Consider the following 17,139-nt stretch of genomic DNA (forward strand, 5'->3'; position numbering starts at 1 on the left):
TTATACTATGCATGGCTGGTTCTCCTTTAATTGCAGCATCTGACTGCGTTGAGTTAGTTCTTGTCGAACATGCTATGTGTAGCATAAAACTCGGGAGGTGAACCAGCCTTCTCATTTTACCTTACCTGCTACGCGGCTTGCGCCTTGCCCTGCGAAAAACTTTATTGATGAGAAATACGGGTTAGGCATTTGCATTTGACAGTTTTTAGCCCGCTACAGAGCTACAGGATGAGCAAATAATAGGGGCCGCAACACGATAAAAGTAAAGTTGAAATCAATAAATAGTTCTGTCCCCTTTTAAGTTAGGTCTTGTCTTGTCAAGTCACAGCACAGTGGATTTAATCACTCCCTCTTTACACAGGGGGCAGGTCTTCTCTATATATTGCGTGATGATATAAATATCCTCAGAGTCGCATGTAGAACATTGGGGCGCTTCTTTTTTAATGTCTAAACCAAATTGCGTTTTGCATGCTGCACAAGCCACAGGAATATAAGTAACCAGCCTTTCAGCAAGCGACTTTGGATCATACCCTTCACCCAAAACATCTTCTAATATTTGTCTTTCTCCAGGATATTTTAAAGGAATATACTTACCGTTGTCGTCAATAACGAAGTCCGGGATAGAGGGAAGGACGGCGGTCAGTTCACAGTGGGTGCAACGTGCTTCTACTATTTGCATGATACTCTCCTAGAAGGTAAGGGGATAGGTGTATACGCGATAAATGTAAAGGCCATCCCTTGTTCCGATAGGCTTATCTTTTTGATTTTGTCTGTAAATGATGCCTGGGATCATAGCCAGTCATGGGCCGGTCAAAGCTCACGGTTTATGTGATGGAAAAGTTGAGCAAAAGGAAATCGACAATTACCTCCGGTTGGTTCAGGTCCAGCTGTGGAACATCGACCTGTAGCTCTCTGTCAGTGGCGACGGCGATCAGGTTCGGGTCGTGTTTTTTCCCGCGGCAGAGTAGGCCGCTGGTGTGCTGGTGGCGATGGATTTCAATTTTCGGCAGGCTGACTCGTTTGAATCCTTCGACCAGAATAATGTCGACATCCGGAAAATAGGTGGCCAGTAACTCTTTGAATGTCGGCGGTTGCTCGACTTGCTTGACCAACGCCAGTTTATTGTCAGCGCTTATGAGCATGCTATCTGCACCAGCCTCGGCAAGGCGATGGCTGTCTTTACCGGGGCGATCGATTTCGAAATCAGGAGGGCCATGTTTCATGGCACCTACTGTATAACCACGATTTTTTAACTCGGCGATCAACTTTGTTAACAGTGTTGTTTTGCCTGACCCGGAGGGGGCAATAAAAGAGACGGCTGGTGGATGCTGGCTAACGATAGTCTCTTCAGCCATGGCCTGAATGTTGACGTTGAACCGTGGAATGGTGTCCGTGGCCGGCCGAGGAATCGGATTGATGATCGGATTTCTAGCCTGATAATAGTTGAGCATATGTTTTCCTTTTACCAAGAGTTACGAAACACCGCGTTCCGGAGTCAGGACGATAAGTAAAGGTATTTTCGTAGAGCCGTTTACCGTTGCCGGAATAAGTCTACAGGTAAAAGGCCCGGCCGTTTCCAGCCAGGCCATTGACTGCTCGCCATGAGGAAGGGGGAACCTGTTAGGCGATACGTTTCAGTGAAATAGTTACTCAGTTCTGAGTCTGTTGGTTTACTAGAATTTTCGTTCAAGGTCAGGTAAGCGTTAGACTCCGAGAGATTGGGCGAAAAGGCAGTAAGTCAACTGGCTCAGTTATTGCCTTGCTTGAGCTGTAACTGTGGTTGCTCCGTTGCAACCACAGTGGCGCGCAAGCGGAAATAATCCTCAGGCGTGTTAATATTTTTAAAACTTTTTTCTTCAGGATCATATTGCCGTATTTTACTTGCAGGCAATTCCACCTGTTTCACCTTTTCAAAGAAAGTTATTATTCGTTTTAAACCGGCGTCAAGCACTTCCTCCATCGCTGGTAAACAGCTTTTGCTGTAAAGCGCGTGCAGGGGCTCATGACCGTTGCTGCTGAAAGGAATGACTAAATCCCCTTGATCTGCGTGAGCACAGATTTCTTTCACAACTGCAGCGGAAATAAACGGCATGTCGCAAGCAACCACGAAGATTTTTTCGCACTTAGCGTGCGCTAAACCGGAGTGCAATCCGGCCAGGGCACCTTGGGCATAGTAGATATCCGGGACTTTGCGACAGGGGATTTCTTTGTACAGGTCAGGGGTGTTGGTGACGATGATGACTTCGTCAAACAGATCTGCCATGCGTCGGTAAACCTGATCAATAAAGCGAGCGCCGGCAAGTGGGAGCAGAGATTTGTTACTGCCCATACGGCGACTCTCCCCACCGGCGAGAATAACCCCGGTCACACCACTGATCCGGTCCCCAGTGCCGGTTACGTTCAGCTGTTCGGGATGGGCGTAAATATCCATATTTTTCCCGCGCACATAGCCGACCAGGGTGATGCCGGCTTGTTCGCAGAGTTCAACGGCTTTGTCGGTTGGCGAGGTGCGCGAAGCGACCAGGCCGACGCCGAGTTTTGCAGCCTTGGCCACCATCTCGGTGGAGACCCGTCCGGAGGTGACCAGCATTTTGTCATGCAGGTCGATTTTGCGGACCAACGCCTCACCGGCAACACGGTCAAACGTGTTGTGACGGCCGATATCTTCGGCGTGCAGGATGAGCGTGCCGTCGCTGTCGCCGATCGCTGCAGAATGGATACCGCCATGGCTGCGGTAGTGCTCGGTCAGATCGTTTAATTCGTTCATCAGTTGGAGCAGGGCGCGGGTGTTATAATTGCGCGGCCGTTGCCTGTTTTTACCGAGCAGCTGAGTGGGCAGGTTGTAGGCAATACCAGTGCCGCAACCGGAAGTGAGAGTTGGCTGCAGCCGCTCGGGCAGTTCGCCTTTCAGGTGTACGTCGGCCAGACCGTATTTGTCGCAGACTTCGAAGGAGGAAATATCGTCGAGTGATTCAATAAAACCCTGCAGACGGAAAAAACCGAACAGCAGGAAATTGAGTTGGTGCGGGGAACAGACCAAGGTCGCCAATTCGCGATCATTAACCCGCAGGCGCAAGGGGTATTCGGAGACGGTATGACGTTGGAGTTGTTCGCTCCGACCCTGCCTGACGCGAACAATTTCATGTGCCTGGTTAGTATGCATTGTTAATCCATCCGAAAATTTTTAATGCCTGTTTTTGCTCTATTTTCAGTGTGATTACCGCCACCGCATTGGACGAATGCGGTGGCGGTGGTTGGTGCCTCTTGCCGGAAACCTGTTCGGTTTTCGGCAAAAGCATATTACGCACCCTTTGGTACGGCGTCGTCTACCTTGCCGAACGAGTCCGGAATAGAGTAGTCAACGGTTTCGGGGTGATGCTCGAAGATCGGGAAGTACTTGGCGATCAGCACGAAGAGCAGGATGTGTGCGGTAATGATGCCTATGGTTACCACCGTTTCGATCAGTGATGGATAGTAGATATGGGTAGAGTCCATCATGCCGAACATGGAGACATTAAAACGATTAAGCACCAGACCGAACACCACTAACAGAGCGGCGTGTGACCTGAGGCGATCGTCGTTGCGGACCGTGTGGCTGATGAACATGAAAAAGGGGAGGATAAAGCCGATGCCAAGCTCCAGGACAAACAACAAGGTGAGGGTCGGGTTGTTAAAAAGCGGCCCTTCCGAGAGCGCCAGCAGGGAATAGGTGCGCAGCGCGATGTAAAGACCGAGGGTCCATGGCAGAATTTTCGCCAGGGTGCGTAACAGCACGCCCTCGTTCGGCTGTTCCATCCATTTATGGGTGGCGGTTGCTTCGATAATGATAATGCACATACCGCTGCAGATGGCGCTGACCCAGAAAAGCAATGGCAGCATCGGGTTGTACCAGAGACTGTGCAGCTTATCGACCGCGATCAGGAAAAAAGTACCCAGCGACGATTGGTGCAGGGTCGAGATGGCAGCAGCCAGGATGACGAGCGGCATTTCCAGCCAACGCAGGATGCGCAGTGGAATGTTCCAGCCGAATTTCTCCGCCACCGGCGAAAGAAACTCAAGAAACAGCACCGTGGTGTAGGCCATGACGCACATGGAGACTTCAAACATCGGCGAATGCAGGTTCCAGTAGCGCAGCACGTGCCAGCCTTTGTGTGGTTGTCCCAGGTCAAGCAGCAGGCCGACGCAAACCAGCGAGTAGCCGAGAAAACCGGTGACAATCGCCGGACGAACCAGCGGTTCAAGCTTTTTTATATGAAAACAATGGACGATGGCGCCCAGAGTAAAGGCCCCGGCAGCCAGCGGCACGGCGGTGACCACGTCGAAAGAGACCCAGAGCCCCCAGGGATAAGTATCGTCCATATTGGTGGTGGCTCCGAGGCCAAAGACAAAACGGACCATTGCGGCGACACCGCTCAGAGCAACAATGAAAATCATGAATTTGATAAATCCGTGATATCCTTTGACCTCATTGATAACTGTACTAGCTACGTTCATTTTATTGCTCCTTCTCTTCAGCAGGAGTCTCAGCCTGCTCAACGGTTGCTTGTTTTTTCATCAGGCGCTCACGGCGGTGGGTTATCCAGGAGAGGGCTGAAAGCGTGCCGCCGACGGCAAGAAACGATGCCGGTACAAAACGCAGTGCCTGCCAGGTGTACTCCGGCAGAGCCCGCTGGGTGACTTCTTTGAAACCGAGTTCGTCGAAGGGCAGGTTGGTCAGGTAGAGGACAGTGGTGCCGCCCGCTTCTTCCAGACCATAAATTTTACGGATGTACTTGTCTGGATGATTTGCAAGCCGCTCCTCGGCGATTTTGATCATCTCATCACGTGGACCATATTCGATAGCGGTCGGGCAGGCGGTGGCACAGGCAGGCTTCATCCCTTCTTTGATTCGGCTGTAACAACCGGTGCATTTCCTGACCAGCGGCAATCCTTTACTCCATTCATATTTGGGAATACCGAATGGACAGGCGATCATGCAGAAGCGGCAGCCGATGCAGCGATCCGCTTTATAGATGACTGGACCTTCGGCGGTCTTCTCGAAAGCGTTGACCGGACAGACCGAAGCACAGGCAGGGTCATCGCAGTGCATGCACATCTCTTTGTAGAAAGCGAACTCGTTTTGACCGTTTTTCTGATAGTCGCGGAACTTGATCCGGGTGAACGTATACTCGGACATTGCCGGCGGATTCTGATATCCTTCGCCGCTGAAAAATTCGGTATTCTCCGCTTCCAGCTGATTCCATTGCTTGCAGGCAACCTGGCATCCACGGCAACCGGTGCATTTGGTCAGGTCGATCAGAAAGGCATTCTGTTTCGGGCTCTTGTTGCTACTCATGACTTGATACCTCCTTTCTCGATATTGCAGAGGAAGGCCTTGTACTCCGGAATGGTGGTATTGGCACAACCGACTGCTGCGGTCAGGGTGTTGGCAGTTCCACCGGTGGCCATGCCGTTAAAGCCGAAATGCCATGGCATGCCGACCTGTTCAACCAGCTTACCCTGCACACGAAACGGTTTGATCCGTTCGGTGACAAGTGCCCGCGCTTCGATCTGACCACGTTCTGAGCTAACAGTGACCATATCGCCGTTTTTCAGGCCTTTCCATTCTGCCAGCTGTTCGCTGATCTCGACGAACATGTCGGGAACCAACTCAACCAACCAAGGCAGGTTACGGGTCATGGCGCCGGCCTGCCAATGTTCGGAGACCCGGTAGGTGGTACCGACATAGGGATACTTACCGCTGTTGTCGATCTTTCCGGGGACTGATACCGCTGGGTTGCATTGCTGTCCGGTCATGAAGTTGGCGACCGGGCTTTCCATCGGTTCATAGTGTTCGGGAAGCGGTCCGTCGGCCAGCCCGGCTGCAAACAATCGCCCGTAGCCTTCGGCAATCATGATGAAGGGTGACTTGGTTCCATCTTCGCTCATCGGCACCCAACCGCCGTCCGGCACATCGCCTTCCCATTTGCGGGTCAGCTTGTTCCAACTGATAACCGGCTTCTCCGGATTCCAGGGGCGACCATTAACATCGACGGAGGCGCGGTTGTAGAGCACTCGCCGGTTGACCGGCCAACACCAGGCCCAGTCGTGGTAAAAGCCCATGCCGGTCGGATCTTCCAGTCCACGGCGCTGCATCTTGTTGCCCTCCTCGGTGTAGGAGTTGCAATAGAGCCAGTTGCCGCTGGAGGTTGAACCATCTGCCTGCAGGTAAGCGAAGCTTGGTACCTGTTGCCCTTTTTTGAAAGCCTTTCCCTTGACCACCACGTCGCGGGTGAACCGGCCGTTGCATTCGCGGGCAACCAGATCGATATCCGGTTCGTGGCCGTCACCATAGTTCCAGGCCAGATCGACGATCGGCTCGGGAAAAACACCGTCCTTGCTGTACAACTCTTTGAGGCGCTTGATCCACTGGTCAACTATGTAGGCGTCGCTCTCGGCATGTCCCGGAGGGTTGACCGCTTTGTAACGCCATTGAGCCCAGCGCCCGGAGTTGGAGATAGAACCTTCCTTTTCTACCGAGGAGGCGGCCGGCAGCAGGAACACTTCCGTATCGATGTCTTTAGGATCGACGCCGGGCCGTTTCCAGAAGACCGAACTTTCCGTTTCCCACAGATCAACGGCGACCAGCCATTTAAGATTATCCATCCCTGAGGCGATGGCATTGACATCAGGTCCACCAACAATCGGGTTGGTTCCCATGAAGATCATTCCCTCAAAACCGCCGTGTTGCAATCGCTCCATCAGTCGTATGTAGGAGTAGTTGCCGCTGCGCTTGGGAAGATAATCAAAGCAGAAATCGTTCTCTTCCGTAGCAGCATCTCCCCAATAGGCCTTGAGCAGGCTGGTCATGTACTTGGGGGTGTTACTCCACCAGTTGGCGCTTTGCGAGTCGTTGGTTTTCGGGGTCCACTTATCGAAGTAGGTGGCCAGATCAACATTGTCGTAGGTCGGTACTTTCAGGTAGCCGGGCAGGATGTGATAAAGGACGGCGTAATCGGTTGATCCCTGGACGTTGGACTCACCGCGTAAGGCGTTGATTCCGCCACCTGCCATACCGATGTTGCCGAGGAGCAGCTGCAGCATGGCGTAGGAGCGTACGTTCTGGGTTCCATGGGTGTGCTGGGTGGTGCCCATGGCATACATGATGGTTGCTACCTTATTGGCTTTGTGGGTCGATGCGAAAGCACGCGCCACTTCCATGTAGCTTTGTATTTCGGTGCCGGTTATCTCACAAACCTTTTCCGGAGTGTAGCGGGCATAGTGTTTTTTCATTAACTGGTAGACACTTTGCGGATGCTCGAGACTGTCGTCGCGCTTCGGCATTCCGTTTTCGTCCACTTGGTAGGCCCAACTCTCTTTGTCGTAACGGAAACTCTCGGCGTCATAGCCGGAAAAGATCCCATCGTTGAAATCAAAATCTTCGTTAACCAGGAACGCCGCATTGGTGTAATTGACTACGTATTCTCTTTGGATCAGGTCGTTTTTGAGCAGGTAATTTATCAGACCGCCCATAAAGGCGATATCGGTTCCCGGGCGAAGCTGGGCATAAAGATCGGCTTTAGACGAGGTCCGTGTATACCGTGGATCGATGGAGACCAGCTTGGCGCCTTTGTCCATCGCCATCTCGACGTATTTAAAAGATATTGGGTGATTTTCTGCAGGGTTGGAACCAATGCTGACAATGACATCGGAATGCTGGATATCATTCCAGTGGTTGGTCATTGCACCACGACCGAATGTTGCCGCCAGACCGGCGACTGTAGCGCTGTGTCAGATGCGCGCCTGGTGTTCGATATAGCCGACCCCCATGGCACGGCCGAACTTGCCGAGCAGGTAACATTCCTCGTTGTCCAGCGCCGCCGCGCCGATCATGGCCATGCCATCGTTACGGTTGACCGTGTACGTTTTCCCGTCGATCTCTTCCTGCTTGACAAAGTTACGGTCACGGGTCTCTTTCATCAGCTGGGCCATACGCTGCATTGCCCATTCCCAGGATTTTTTTTCCCATCGTTTGCTGCCTGGTGCGCGGTACTGAACATGGGTCAGACGACGTTCGTTGTTGGCCACCTGAAACAGGGCGCTGCCTTTGGAACAGAGTGAGCCCCGGTTGATCGGATGCTCTGTGTCACCCTCGATGTTGACGATTTTGCCGTTCTTGGTATGGACGATCATACCGCAGCCGACCGCACAGTAAGGACAGACGGTGGTGCTGGTCTGCAGCCCTTTGATGCGCAACTCAGGGGAGTCAACACTTGCTTTGGCCGCTTTACCGGTCAAGGCAACGGTCCCTGCCGTTAAGGCACTCCCTTTTAAAAAATTACGTCTCGATATTCCCATGCTTTGCTCTCCTTGCGTGGAATTGTTGCTGTCAATTAAAGGAAAATTGACCCTGCTTTGCAGAGGTCGTACCAAGCCGGTCACTTTTTTGAAATGTGTCTCAATATGGCTGAAAAAAGGGGCTAAAAATGGTTTTTACTGCTGAGAGCAAAGGCCTGTTAAACGTCTTGGTAGAACAAACTTTCCGGGACATCCTGTCTCGCGACGGGACAGCAATGACCGCCTGGGGTAAGTATGTCGGTTGCGAGGAAGTTCCAGGTTAATGATCAAAATTGAGGATTATTGGTATGCAGGTCGATTCCACAGTACTTTTTGTTTGTTTTCGTCTCGAATTACATTAGAAGGCGTACTTGTCTACAATCATTGTTTTCCTTATTATACTTATTAAGTGATGAGGAACTATGGGGCTTTATCTACCCATCCTCTATCCGTTGAACCGAAAAATGGGTGTACCGTAACTCCCCAAAATGTCACTCTTAATCCAGCCTCACTTATGATGATGAAATTTCTGCCTAGTGATTCAATAGATACGATATGACCACAAAGATACTGATTTGTGATGATGAAGAAGGAATGCGGCGTTATCTCAGCAAGATGCTTACCAACTGGGGGTACCAGGTTGAGAGTTTTGCCGACCCGCTGCTGTTGCTAAAGAGCCTGAAGGACTTTGACGGCGATGCCGATATGCTGCTGCTGGATGTCAAGATGCCGCAAATGGATGGCATTGAAGTCTTGCAACGATTGCAGGTGAAGTGTCCGCAACTGCCGGTCATTATTATGACCGGACATGGTACCATAGACTCGGCGGTCGAGGCGATGAAGATCGGTGCTTATGATTACCTGACCAAGCCCTTTCCAAAGGAAAAACTCTCCGCCGTTGTCAAGCATACCCTTGAGCAACAGCGCCTTCTTGAAGAGAACAGTTCTTTGAAGAAAGAGTTGCAGGAACAGAAAGTTTCTGCCGAACCAATATTTCGCAGCAATACATTCCGTCAGGCCTATGATCTTGCACTGAGTGCTGCCGACAGTGATCTGAGCGTCCTGGTGCTGGGAGAAAGCGGCACCGGCAAGGAATTGGTTGCCGCTGCCATCCATTATGCCAGCCCGCGTAAAAATAGCCGTTTTCTGGCTCTGAACTGTGCCGCTCTATCGGAAACTCTGCTTGAAAGTCAGCTGTTTGGTCATGTCAAAGGTGCTTTTACCGGTGCTGTCCAGGCTCAGAAGGGATTGCTTGAGGAGGCTGATCAGGGAACCATGTTCCTCGACGAGGTCGGCGAACTGAGTCAGGTGCTGCAGGCCAAGTTGTTGCGTGTGCTGCAGGAAGGAGAGTTTATCCCGGTTGGCTCGACCACTGTCCGCAAGGTGGATGTTCGTTTTGTGGCTGCCACCAACAAGGATTTGCAGCAGGAGGTCGCCGCCGGAGCATTCCGCGAAGATCTCTATTATCGCCTCAACGTCTTTCCTGTTGAGTTGCCGCCACTGCGAGAACGCGAGGAAGATATTGAGCCCTTGGCCGAGCATTTTTTACAGAAAATCGAGCAAAAAACCCGCCGTGCAGTGGCAGGAATTGAAGCAGAAGCGCTGGCAGCGCTCAAAAAATATCACTGGCCCGGCAATGTTCGCGAGCTGGAAAACATGATGGAGCGGTGCTCCATTATCGCCCGTGACGGGATGATTAAGCCGGCTCACTTGCCGTTTGCCAACCAGAAGCTGCAGCCGGCAGATGGGCCAACCTTACCCCTTAACCTGCGTGAGACGGAACGTCTGCAGGTGATTCGCGCACTCCGGGAAACCCGATGGAATAAAAGCCGGGCTGCGGAACTTCTGGGGGTTACACGCAGAACAATCAATCGAAAAATCAAAGAATTCGACCTTAACCAAGACGAGTCGCTCGACTGATGACCAACCCTTTTTATGCCGCCTTCAACTCGATACGCGGTAAATTAACGCTGGCGATTGTAACGCCGCTGGTTTTGATTCTGGTGCTGGTGGCGCTTGCCGCTACCTTTTTGATTAATGCTTCAATTGTGGACCAGACCCAAAAGCAGATTCGTAACGACCTGAACGCCGCGCGGACCGTTCTGGAAAGGGAGCAACAACGGCTGTATGAGGTGGTACGTTTTACTGCACGGTCGTTGCCTTTGGTCGGTGCCCTGCAGACCGCTGACCGTGAGTCGCTCGCGAAATTACTGGCCGAAACACGGCGGCTGGAAGAGCTGGATATGCTCAATATCAGTGATCTTCAAGGGAAGATGCTGTTGCAGACCGGCGACGAGCAGTTGACACGCGCAGCTGACTTTGTCCTCAAGGCTTTGGCCGATGGCCCCTTCCAAGGGACGGTGTTGATGAGTGAAGCGGAGTTGGAACGTGAAAGTCCGGAGCTGGCTTTGCGCGCCATGATTTACAGTCCTGCAGCCGAGGGTGAGGCGCTGGAGCGGCGCGGCATGTTTCTGGTTGCGGCTATCCCGCTGCTCGATCGCTCAGGGCTACCTGTTGGTTGTCTCTATGGAGGGGTGATGCTCAATAATAATTTGGGCCTGGTCGATAGGATTAATGAACTGGTGTATGGCCGGGATGAGTATGCCGGTGTTGCCGTCGGCAGTGCAACAATTTTTCTCGAATCACTACGGGTTGCCACCACGGTGCGCCTAAAAAATGGTCAACGAGCCTTGGGCACGTTGGTTTCGCCGCAGGTGGCAGAGGCGGTCTTGCAGCATGGAGAAACCTGGCTTGATAGAGCTATTGTGGTCAATGAGTGGTACCTGACCGCCTACGAACCAATTTTTACCGGCAAAGGGGAAGCGATTGGCGCTCTGTATGTCGGCATGTTGGAAAAACCGCTGGTCGCCGTGAAAAAACGGGCATTTTTGCTCCTCTCCGGTTTATTGGTCTTGGGTTGTTTGCTCGGCGGTCTTTTGGCCGGCTGGTTTGCTCGGCGTTTATCCGAACCGGTCCTGGCGTTGGCCGGGTCGGCGAAAAAAATTGCCGGTGGCGAACGGGATGTATCGTTACCTGCCGCCGGTCGAGACGAAATAGGGCATCTCACCACCGCTTTTGCCGACATGACCAATGCCTTGCGGATAAGTGATCTGGAGCTGCAGGAGCTTAATCGCCAGCTAGAGAAAAAAGTCGAGAGAAGAACTTCGCAGTTGGAAGAGAAAAGTCTGGAACTGATTCAAACCCAGGAACAACTGCTCCATCAGGAAAAATTGGCGGCTATCGGCTCTCTGGCATCCGGGGTGGCCCACGAGATCAATAACCCGGCAGCGATTATTCGCGGTAACGTTGAAATTCTGCAGATGGGCTTGGCAGATGACGCTGACGAGCACGAGGAACTGGCCGAGATCATGAAACAGGTTGACCGGATTTCCTTGATCACCCGGAATCTGCTCAGCTCATCCAGGGAGCAGAACCTCAACACGGAACCGGTGCAGATACCAGCCCTGTTGGGCGAGATACTGGACCAGCTCAGTCATCATGCGCCCATGGTCGGCATCAAGATCAAGAAAACCTTTGCCGTAGAACTGCCCGCTGTCCAGGGGGATCGTGAGCGATTGCGGCAGGTGTTCACCAATATTCTGCTCAATGCTGCGCAGGCCATGGCAGGTAAAGGGGAGCTGCGTCTTTCCGGGAGCGTGGAGGACCGCTGGGTACGGATTCTGGTTGCCGATACCGGTCCTGGTATGAATGAATCGACGCGGGTGAAAATTTTCAATCCTTTTTTTACCACCAAAAGTAATGGTACCGGCCTGGGACTTTCAGTCTCTTACGGCATTATACGAGCCCACGGCGGCTCAATCGAAGTCTCTTCCAGGGAAGGAGAAGGTACGGTTTTTCAGATCGACTTGCCGATCAAACGACGGTTCGTTGAATAACGGAGCCTGTTGCCAATGGTAGCCATCGGACCCCGCGTGGATGCGCTCAGCTCACCCACCTTAAGCCTCATCGGTGTAATTGCTACTTTGAGCTGCCCCAATAATACCAAAATTCATCGATGTGGTGTGCAGGTTGTAACTTAACTTCCAGCAGGCTCAAAAACGATGCTTTGTTGATTCTATGATGAATCTCCTTATAATGGACCTTATGGTATGAATAATGAGGGGCGACAAATGTTATGCTCTCTAAAGGATACATTACAAGTCACGTTGTACATTAAGAAAAGGGTATAGACGTACTATGGAAAACTATGACTCCAACATGCGGGCAGCCATTTTAAAGGTATTGGCATCACAACGGCTTGCGGTGTTATCCACTGTAAGAGGGGAACAGCCTTATGCAAGCCTTATGGCGTATGCGCACACGCCTGATCTGGAAACGCTGGTGGTGGCGACCGGTACCGCAACGCGAAAATTTATCAACCTCTCTCAGCAGCCGCGCGTATCTCTGCTTGTTGACACCCGCAGTAACTGTGAAGCAGATTTTCATTCGGCTGAAGCTCTTACGATCATAGGGCGTGCCGGCCAGGTGGAACCGAATGAACTGGAAATGCTGCGCAGTTTATACCTGGAGCGCCATCCCTATCTTGTGGATTTTCTCTCTTCCCCGGCAACAGTCTTGATCAAGGTAAAAGTTCACCATTATCTGTTGGTCAACCGTTTCCAAAACGTCATGGAGTATCATCCCGGCAATGAAAAGGATATTTTTTCTTGAACATGAAAAGACGGCCACGGTTCAGCAGGTAGGAGGCAAGGGGGTAGGCCTGCGTGACTTGCTGGCGGCAGGATGTAACGTACCCAAAACAGTGTGCATTACCAGTGATGCCTATGACGGTTTTCTTGACTTTCATGGACTTCGAGAAAAAATCGGCTTGGTGCTGAATCGAAAACAGCAGCAGGACATGCGCTGGGAGGAAATCTGGGATACAGCCTTGCGCGTAAAGGCACTCTTTCTTGCAGCCTCTATCCCGTCAGAATTAGAAAACGAATTATCTCTTTTTCTGCACAGTGCATTCGCTAACTCGCTGGTGGCAGTTCGTTCATCTGCAACAGACGAGGATCAAGCGGCCGGCTCCTTTGCCGGTTTGCATGAGTCGTATCTCAATATTCCCTGTGACAAAATTATAGCTCATATCAAAAAGGTCTGGGCTTCCTTATGGTCCGATCGGGCACTGCTGTATCGACAGGAACTTGGGCTATCGGTCGAGACAAGCAGAATGGCCGTGGTTGTTCAGGAAATGGTAAACAGTGATGTCTCCGGCATCTGCTTTACCCATGATCCCATGGGGAGCAGCCATATGGTGATTGAAGCTGTATACGGATTAAATCAGGGCCTGGTTGATGGGCAGATAGAGCCCGATCGATGGTTTGTAGACAAAGCAGACGGTGCGGTAAGGCAGTGGATACAACCAAGCCGGCGCACCAAGCAGACAACTGCCCGCGCAGGTGTGATAGGGCTGGAGGATATTCCTGAGCCGCAACGTGACAGGCCCCCTTTGACCGCCAGCGAGCTTCTACAGCTGAAGGAGGTTTGTCTTCGTCTTGAACAACACTTTAATCAGCCACTGGATATAGAGTGGACAATCAGCGACGGCCAGCTCTATCTCCTGCAGGCTCGACCTATCTCTACTCTGGCAAACGTAGATCGCGAGGATAAACGGCCGTGGTATCTCAGCTTGCACAGAAGTTATGACAACCTGGTTCAGCTGCGTGATGCTATTGAACACGATGTATTACCTTCTATGGAGAGTGAAGCTGCTGAGTTTGCCCAGATCAATCTTGATACGCTAGATGACCAGGCCCTGGCCGAAGCCATTGAGCACCGTACACAGAGAAACAGCTACTGGGCAGACATGTATTGGGAAAAATGTATTCCTTTTGCTCACGGTGTTCGCCTGTTCGGAGAGATTTATAATGAACTGTTAACGCCTGCCGACCCATACGAGTTTGTGCAGTTGCTGAGTAGCCGGAAAATGCTCAGCACCAGTCGTAACAAACAGTTGTATGAGCTTGCTTCTTTGGTCAATGAGAACCCGAAGCTCAAGCAAGAGCTTGAGCAGCATGATGGGACACTCCCAACTGACCCATTGTTTCGCGGGCAACTGGACGACTTGCTCAGTCACTATGGCTTTCTTTTCCCCGGCCTGGAAGAAGACCACGAACAAAGACTGCTGGTGGTTATGAAGGTTATTCTTGAATATACCCGGATACAGCCTGCTCAGCGGGATGGGGGCGTGGCAAGGAGCAAGGAGCTTGAACTCCGTTTTTTAAAACGTATGCAACAAGCCGAGTACCCCTTTAACGGAGAGGATTTGTTAGATTTAGCAAGGGCGAGTTATTGCATACGGGATGATGATAATGTGTATCTGGGAAAGATAGAACTGCAGGCAGCTGCAGCTGTCAATGCGGGGCGCCAGCGGTTAGTTGCACGGCAAGTTACAGGAGCTGAACATGCCTCCCCCAAAGAGGTGGCCGCAATCTTGGCAGGCCAGCAGCAAAATCTCGATTCCCGACCCAGGAAAAGTTCCACGACTCCGAAAAAAAGCTATAGTCGCGTCACTGCCAGGCAAATTGTAGGGCAGCCGGCAGCAAAGGGCGTTGGTCATGGCGTAGCCAGGGTTGTACGTGAACTGGAGGATTTAAAGAATTTTCAGGCCGGGGAAATTTTGGTGGTTGACAGCATTGATCCGAATATGACTTTTATTGTTCCACTTGCCGCAGCTATTATAGAAAAGCGGGGAGGAATGCTTATTCACGGTGCTATTATTGCCAGAGAATATGGTATTCCCTGTATAACCGGAGTGCCGGATGCCACATCGCTTATAACCTCCGGAGATAAAGTAACGGTTGATGGGTATCTTGGAATACTGACGATCGAGAAAAAGTAAGAAGCGAAGAAATAGGGACAAGAAATAGGGGACAGACCACCTTTTAGTTTGCAAAACTAAAAAGTGGTCTGTCCCCTATTTCTGGATCGACGACCCAAATGGGGTGCACATCCTTAGATTTGAACCAGTGAAGATGAACCAAAATAATCCTCCAAAGAGTACATGCATCCCATCACACATCAAAATCGATCATCTCGGTGCAAAAGACTGTGTTACAGGTTCCTGTCATCTCGTTCGGTTCCGTACGACGACAAAAGACAGCGTTAGCATCCTGGTAGATTGTGGCTCAACTTATGGGCATGATCCGGAAGTACCCTTTGCTGAATTTCCGGTGCCTCCAAGCACAATCGATTATCTCTTTTTAACCCACGCCCATATTGATCATATAGGCAGGGTGCCGGCGCTACTTGATGCAGGTTTCCGGGGCGAAATCATCTGCACCCATGCCACCAAGGCGTTGCTTATTCCTATGCTGCATGATGCAATGTCTTTTTCCGGTAGAAGCAAAAACAAGATGCAACGGTTGGAGGCAGATATTGATGAGCTTTCCTGGGGCTTTGAACTGTATGAAACCTTTACCCTGAAAAAGGGTATTAGCTTCAAGTTGAAGAATGCAGGCCATATTCTTGGTTCATGCTTTATCCAGTTTTCTTTTCCTGGCATTGCAAGCCATGATCGTTTCAACATAACCTTTTCAGGTGACCTGGGATGTACTGATACCCCAATACTGCCGGATCCGGATCCACCGGAAAGTTGTGACCTGCTTGTTCTTGAATCCACCTACGGCGACAGGCTGCACCCCTCCAGAAAGGACAGGGTTGAAACGTTGCGTAACCTGCTTAAAAAAGCACTCGCCGATAAAGGGATTGTGTATATCCCGGCCTTTGCTCTTGGCAGAACCCAGGAATTACTCTATGAACTAGACCGAATCAACGTGGATACACCGGTATTTGTAGATTCGCCTTTAGGGCTTGCGATAACCGAAATATATGCAAAGCTTGATGATTTCTGGGATAAAGAGGCAAAGGATCTACACGATCAAGGCGACCATCCTTTTGATTTTAAAGGATTGTACGCGGTAAAGAAATACACCGATCATCAACGATTGCTGGATGTGAAAGGCCCGGCAATAATTATCGCAGGCAGCGGTATGTGTACAGGCGGGCGAATTGTCGACCATTTAGAATATGGTCTTCAGGATCCAGTAAATGACATTTTTTTTGTAGGGTATCAGGCGAAGGGAACCCTTGGACGCGAAATAATCGAGCGGAAGGTTCCGGTTAAGGCAGGCGTATATTCACTCACAGCATATTCAGCGCATGCTGATCAACAGATGATTGTTGACTGGGTGCACTCCATGCCGACCCCGCCCAAAGAAATTCGGCTGGTGCATGGAGAGGAGAAGGCACGAGAAACTCTTGGCCGGTTGTTACTGAAATAATTGAGAAATAGGGGACAGACCACATTTTAGATTGTAGATCTAAAATGTGGTCTGTCCCCTATTTCTGATTTTTTCTCACCAAACCGAGAAAATGATTTTCTAAACTCCTCCACGTCCAGCTCCCATCCCAATGATCTGGCTTTCTTGTAATGATAAGCTTGCCATCGGTTGATAATTGCCATCATTTCACGCTTCGCTTCATCGCCTCTGCATTGTCCAGCTAACAGTTTTTTTAGCCAGTATGAACCTTCAGAAGCACAGGATGGCTGATCAGTGATAATTCCCGGATGGTCAAATAGATATTCTAAGTAATCCCTCGTCGCTTGATCAGTGTTTATGTTTGTTCCCATAAGTGCACCTCTCGTGAATGTTAACTTAATATCAATACAATAAACATTTTTCATGATAATTTGAGTATTCCAGAGCAATCCGGCCACTGATTCCAGGGGATTCCGGCCGGTGATTCCATTTCATTCCGGCCACCCATTCCAATTGATTCCGGCCAGGGATTCCATTCGATTCCGGCCATCGTTTTCGG

The 17,139-nt window shown here is 50.9% G+C and carries 14 protein-coding genes; 6 read left to right on the forward strand and 8 right to left on the reverse strand.

Features of this window, described 5'->3' with window-relative positions; all coding sequences use genetic code 11:
* Positions 1 to 322: 322 nt before the first annotated feature.
* From JWH17_RS21685 to fdnG, 7 genes are all read right to left on the reverse strand, one after another.
* Positions 323 to 679 carry a hypothetical protein gene (locus JWH17_RS21685; RefSeq protein WP_205224795.1) on the reverse strand — a complete coding sequence of 119 codons (357 nt, stop codon included), beginning with the start codon at positions 677 to 679 and terminating at the stop codon, positions 323 to 325.
* 145 nt (positions 680 to 824) lie between these two features.
* Positions 825 to 1,451, reverse strand: coding sequence for a molybdopterin-guanine dinucleotide biosynthesis protein B (mobB, locus tag JWH17_RS21690; RefSeq protein ID WP_205224796.1), 627 nt, complete (start codon positions 1,449 to 1,451; stop codon positions 825 to 827).
* A gap of 296 nt (positions 1,452 to 1,747) precedes the next feature.
* A complete protein-coding gene (gene fdhD / locus JWH17_RS21695) occupies positions 1,748 to 3,163 on the reverse strand; it encodes a formate dehydrogenase accessory sulfurtransferase FdhD (protein ID WP_205224797.1) in 1,416 nt (471 codons plus the stop codon).
* Positions 3,153 to 3,299: a hypothetical protein gene (locus JWH17_RS21700; protein WP_205224798.1), complete on the reverse strand. Its 147-nt coding sequence runs from the start codon at positions 3,297 to 3,299 to the stop codon at positions 3,153 to 3,155. The genes fdhD and JWH17_RS21700 overlap by 11 nt, the downstream gene beginning before the upstream one ends.
* A 1-nt stretch (position 3,300) precedes the next feature.
* Entirely contained in the window at positions 3,301 to 4,494 is a 1,194-nt protein-coding gene (gene nrfD, locus JWH17_RS21705; RefSeq protein ID WP_205224799.1) for an NrfD/PsrC family molybdoenzyme membrane anchor subunit, read from the reverse strand.
* 1 nt (position 4,495) lies between these two features.
* Positions 4,496 to 5,335: a 4Fe-4S dicluster domain-containing protein gene (locus tag JWH17_RS21710; protein WP_205224800.1), complete on the reverse strand. Its 840-nt coding sequence runs from the start codon at positions 5,333 to 5,335 to the stop codon at positions 4,496 to 4,498.
* Positions 5,332 to 8,337: a formate dehydrogenase-N subunit alpha gene (fdnG, locus tag JWH17_RS21715; RefSeq protein ID WP_205224801.1), complete on the reverse strand. Its 3,006-nt coding sequence runs from the start codon at positions 8,335 to 8,337 to the stop codon at positions 5,332 to 5,334. The genes JWH17_RS21710 and fdnG overlap by 4 nt, the downstream gene beginning before the upstream one ends.
* Positions 8,338 to 8,465: 128 nt before the next feature.
* On the opposite strand from fdnG, the gene JWH17_RS24205 reads away from it, so the two are divergent.
* The 6 genes from JWH17_RS24205 (at position 8,466) to JWH17_RS21740 (ending at position 16,601) form a co-directional block, all read left to right on the forward strand.
* A complete protein-coding gene (locus JWH17_RS24205; RefSeq protein WP_269755904.1) occupies positions 8,466 to 8,600 on the forward strand; it encodes a hypothetical protein in 135 nt (44 codons plus the stop codon).
* Positions 8,601 to 8,871: 271 nt separating this feature from the next.
* Positions 8,872 to 10,236, forward strand: coding sequence for a sigma-54-dependent transcriptional regulator (locus tag JWH17_RS21720; RefSeq protein ID WP_205224802.1), 1,365 nt, complete (start codon positions 8,872 to 8,874; stop codon positions 10,234 to 10,236).
* On the forward strand, positions 10,236 to 12,212 hold the full coding sequence (locus JWH17_RS21725; protein WP_205224803.1) for a cache domain-containing protein: 1,977 nt from the start codon (positions 10,236 to 10,238) through the stop codon (positions 12,210 to 12,212). The genes JWH17_RS21720 and JWH17_RS21725 overlap by 1 nt, the downstream gene beginning before the upstream one ends.
* A gap of 301 nt (positions 12,213 to 12,513) precedes the next feature.
* Positions 12,514 to 12,987 carry a pyridoxamine 5'-phosphate oxidase family protein gene (locus JWH17_RS21730; RefSeq protein WP_205224804.1) on the forward strand — a complete coding sequence of 158 codons (474 nt, stop codon included), beginning with the start codon at positions 12,514 to 12,516 and terminating at the stop codon, positions 12,985 to 12,987.
* Positions 12,965 to 15,160 carry a PEP/pyruvate-binding domain-containing protein gene (locus tag JWH17_RS21735; RefSeq protein WP_205224805.1) on the forward strand — a complete coding sequence of 732 codons (2,196 nt, stop codon included), beginning with the start codon at positions 12,965 to 12,967 and terminating at the stop codon, positions 15,158 to 15,160. Before JWH17_RS21730 ends, JWH17_RS21735 begins: the two co-directional genes overlap by 23 nt.
* 133 nt (positions 15,161 to 15,293) lie before the next feature.
* The gene (locus JWH17_RS21740; protein WP_232371250.1) at positions 15,294 to 16,601 is read left to right on the forward strand and encodes an MBL fold metallo-hydrolase; all 1,308 of its coding nucleotides are present in this window, start codon (positions 15,294 to 15,296) and stop codon (positions 16,599 to 16,601) included.
* A gap of 26 nt (positions 16,602 to 16,627) precedes the next feature.
* On the opposite strand, the gene JWH17_RS21745 is transcribed toward JWH17_RS21740, so the two are convergent.
* Positions 16,628 to 16,951, reverse strand: coding sequence for a hypothetical protein (locus tag JWH17_RS21745; protein WP_205224806.1), 324 nt, complete (start codon positions 16,949 to 16,951; stop codon positions 16,628 to 16,630).
* Between the last annotated feature and the right edge of the window lie 188 nt (positions 16,952 to 17,139).

This window comes from Desulfogranum marinum, from assembly GCF_016918565.1.
Taxonomy (GTDB): domain Bacteria; phylum Desulfobacterota; class Desulfobulbia; order Desulfobulbales; family Desulfobulbaceae; genus Desulfogranum; species Desulfogranum marinum.

Coding starts and splice junctions, on each gene's coding strand:
- JWH17_RS21685 (WP_205224795.1), bottom strand. CDS start 679: ATGCAAATAGTAGAAGCACGTTGCACCCACTGTGAACTGACCGCCGTC.
- mobB (WP_205224796.1), bottom strand. CDS start 1,451: ATGCTCAACTATTATCAGGCTAGAAATCCGATCATCAATCCGATTCCT.
- fdhD (WP_205224797.1), bottom strand. CDS start 3,163: ATGCATACTAACCAGGCACATGAAATTGTTCGCGTCAGGCAGGGTCGG.
- JWH17_RS21700 (WP_205224798.1), bottom strand. CDS start 3,299: ATGCTTTTGCCGAAAACCGAACAGGTTTCCGGCAAGAGGCACCAACCA.
- nrfD (WP_205224799.1), bottom strand. CDS start 4,494: ATGAACGTAGCTAGTACAGTTATCAATGAGGTCAAAGGATATCACGGA.
- JWH17_RS21710 (WP_205224800.1), bottom strand. CDS start 5,335: ATGAGTAGCAACAAGAGCCCGAAACAGAATGCCTTTCTGATCGACCTG.
- JWH17_RS24205 (WP_269755904.1), top strand. CDS start 8,466: ATGGTTTTTACTGCTGAGAGCAAAGGCCTGTTAAACGTCTTGGTAGAA.
- JWH17_RS21720 (WP_205224802.1), top strand. CDS start 8,872: ATGACCACAAAGATACTGATTTGTGATGATGAAGAAGGAATGCGGCGT.
- JWH17_RS21725 (WP_205224803.1), top strand. CDS start 10,236: ATGACCAACCCTTTTTATGCCGCCTTCAACTCGATACGCGGTAAATTA.
- JWH17_RS21730 (WP_205224804.1), top strand. CDS start 12,514: ATGGAAAACTATGACTCCAACATGCGGGCAGCCATTTTAAAGGTATTG.
- JWH17_RS21735 (WP_205224805.1), top strand. CDS start 12,965: ATGAAAAGGATATTTTTTCTTGAACATGAAAAGACGGCCACGGTTCAG.
- JWH17_RS21740 (WP_232371250.1), top strand. CDS start 15,294: ATGAACCAAAATAATCCTCCAAAGAGTACATGCATCCCATCACACATC.
- JWH17_RS21745 (WP_205224806.1), bottom strand. CDS start 16,951: ATGGGAACAAACATAAACACTGATCAAGCGACGAGGGATTACTTAGAA.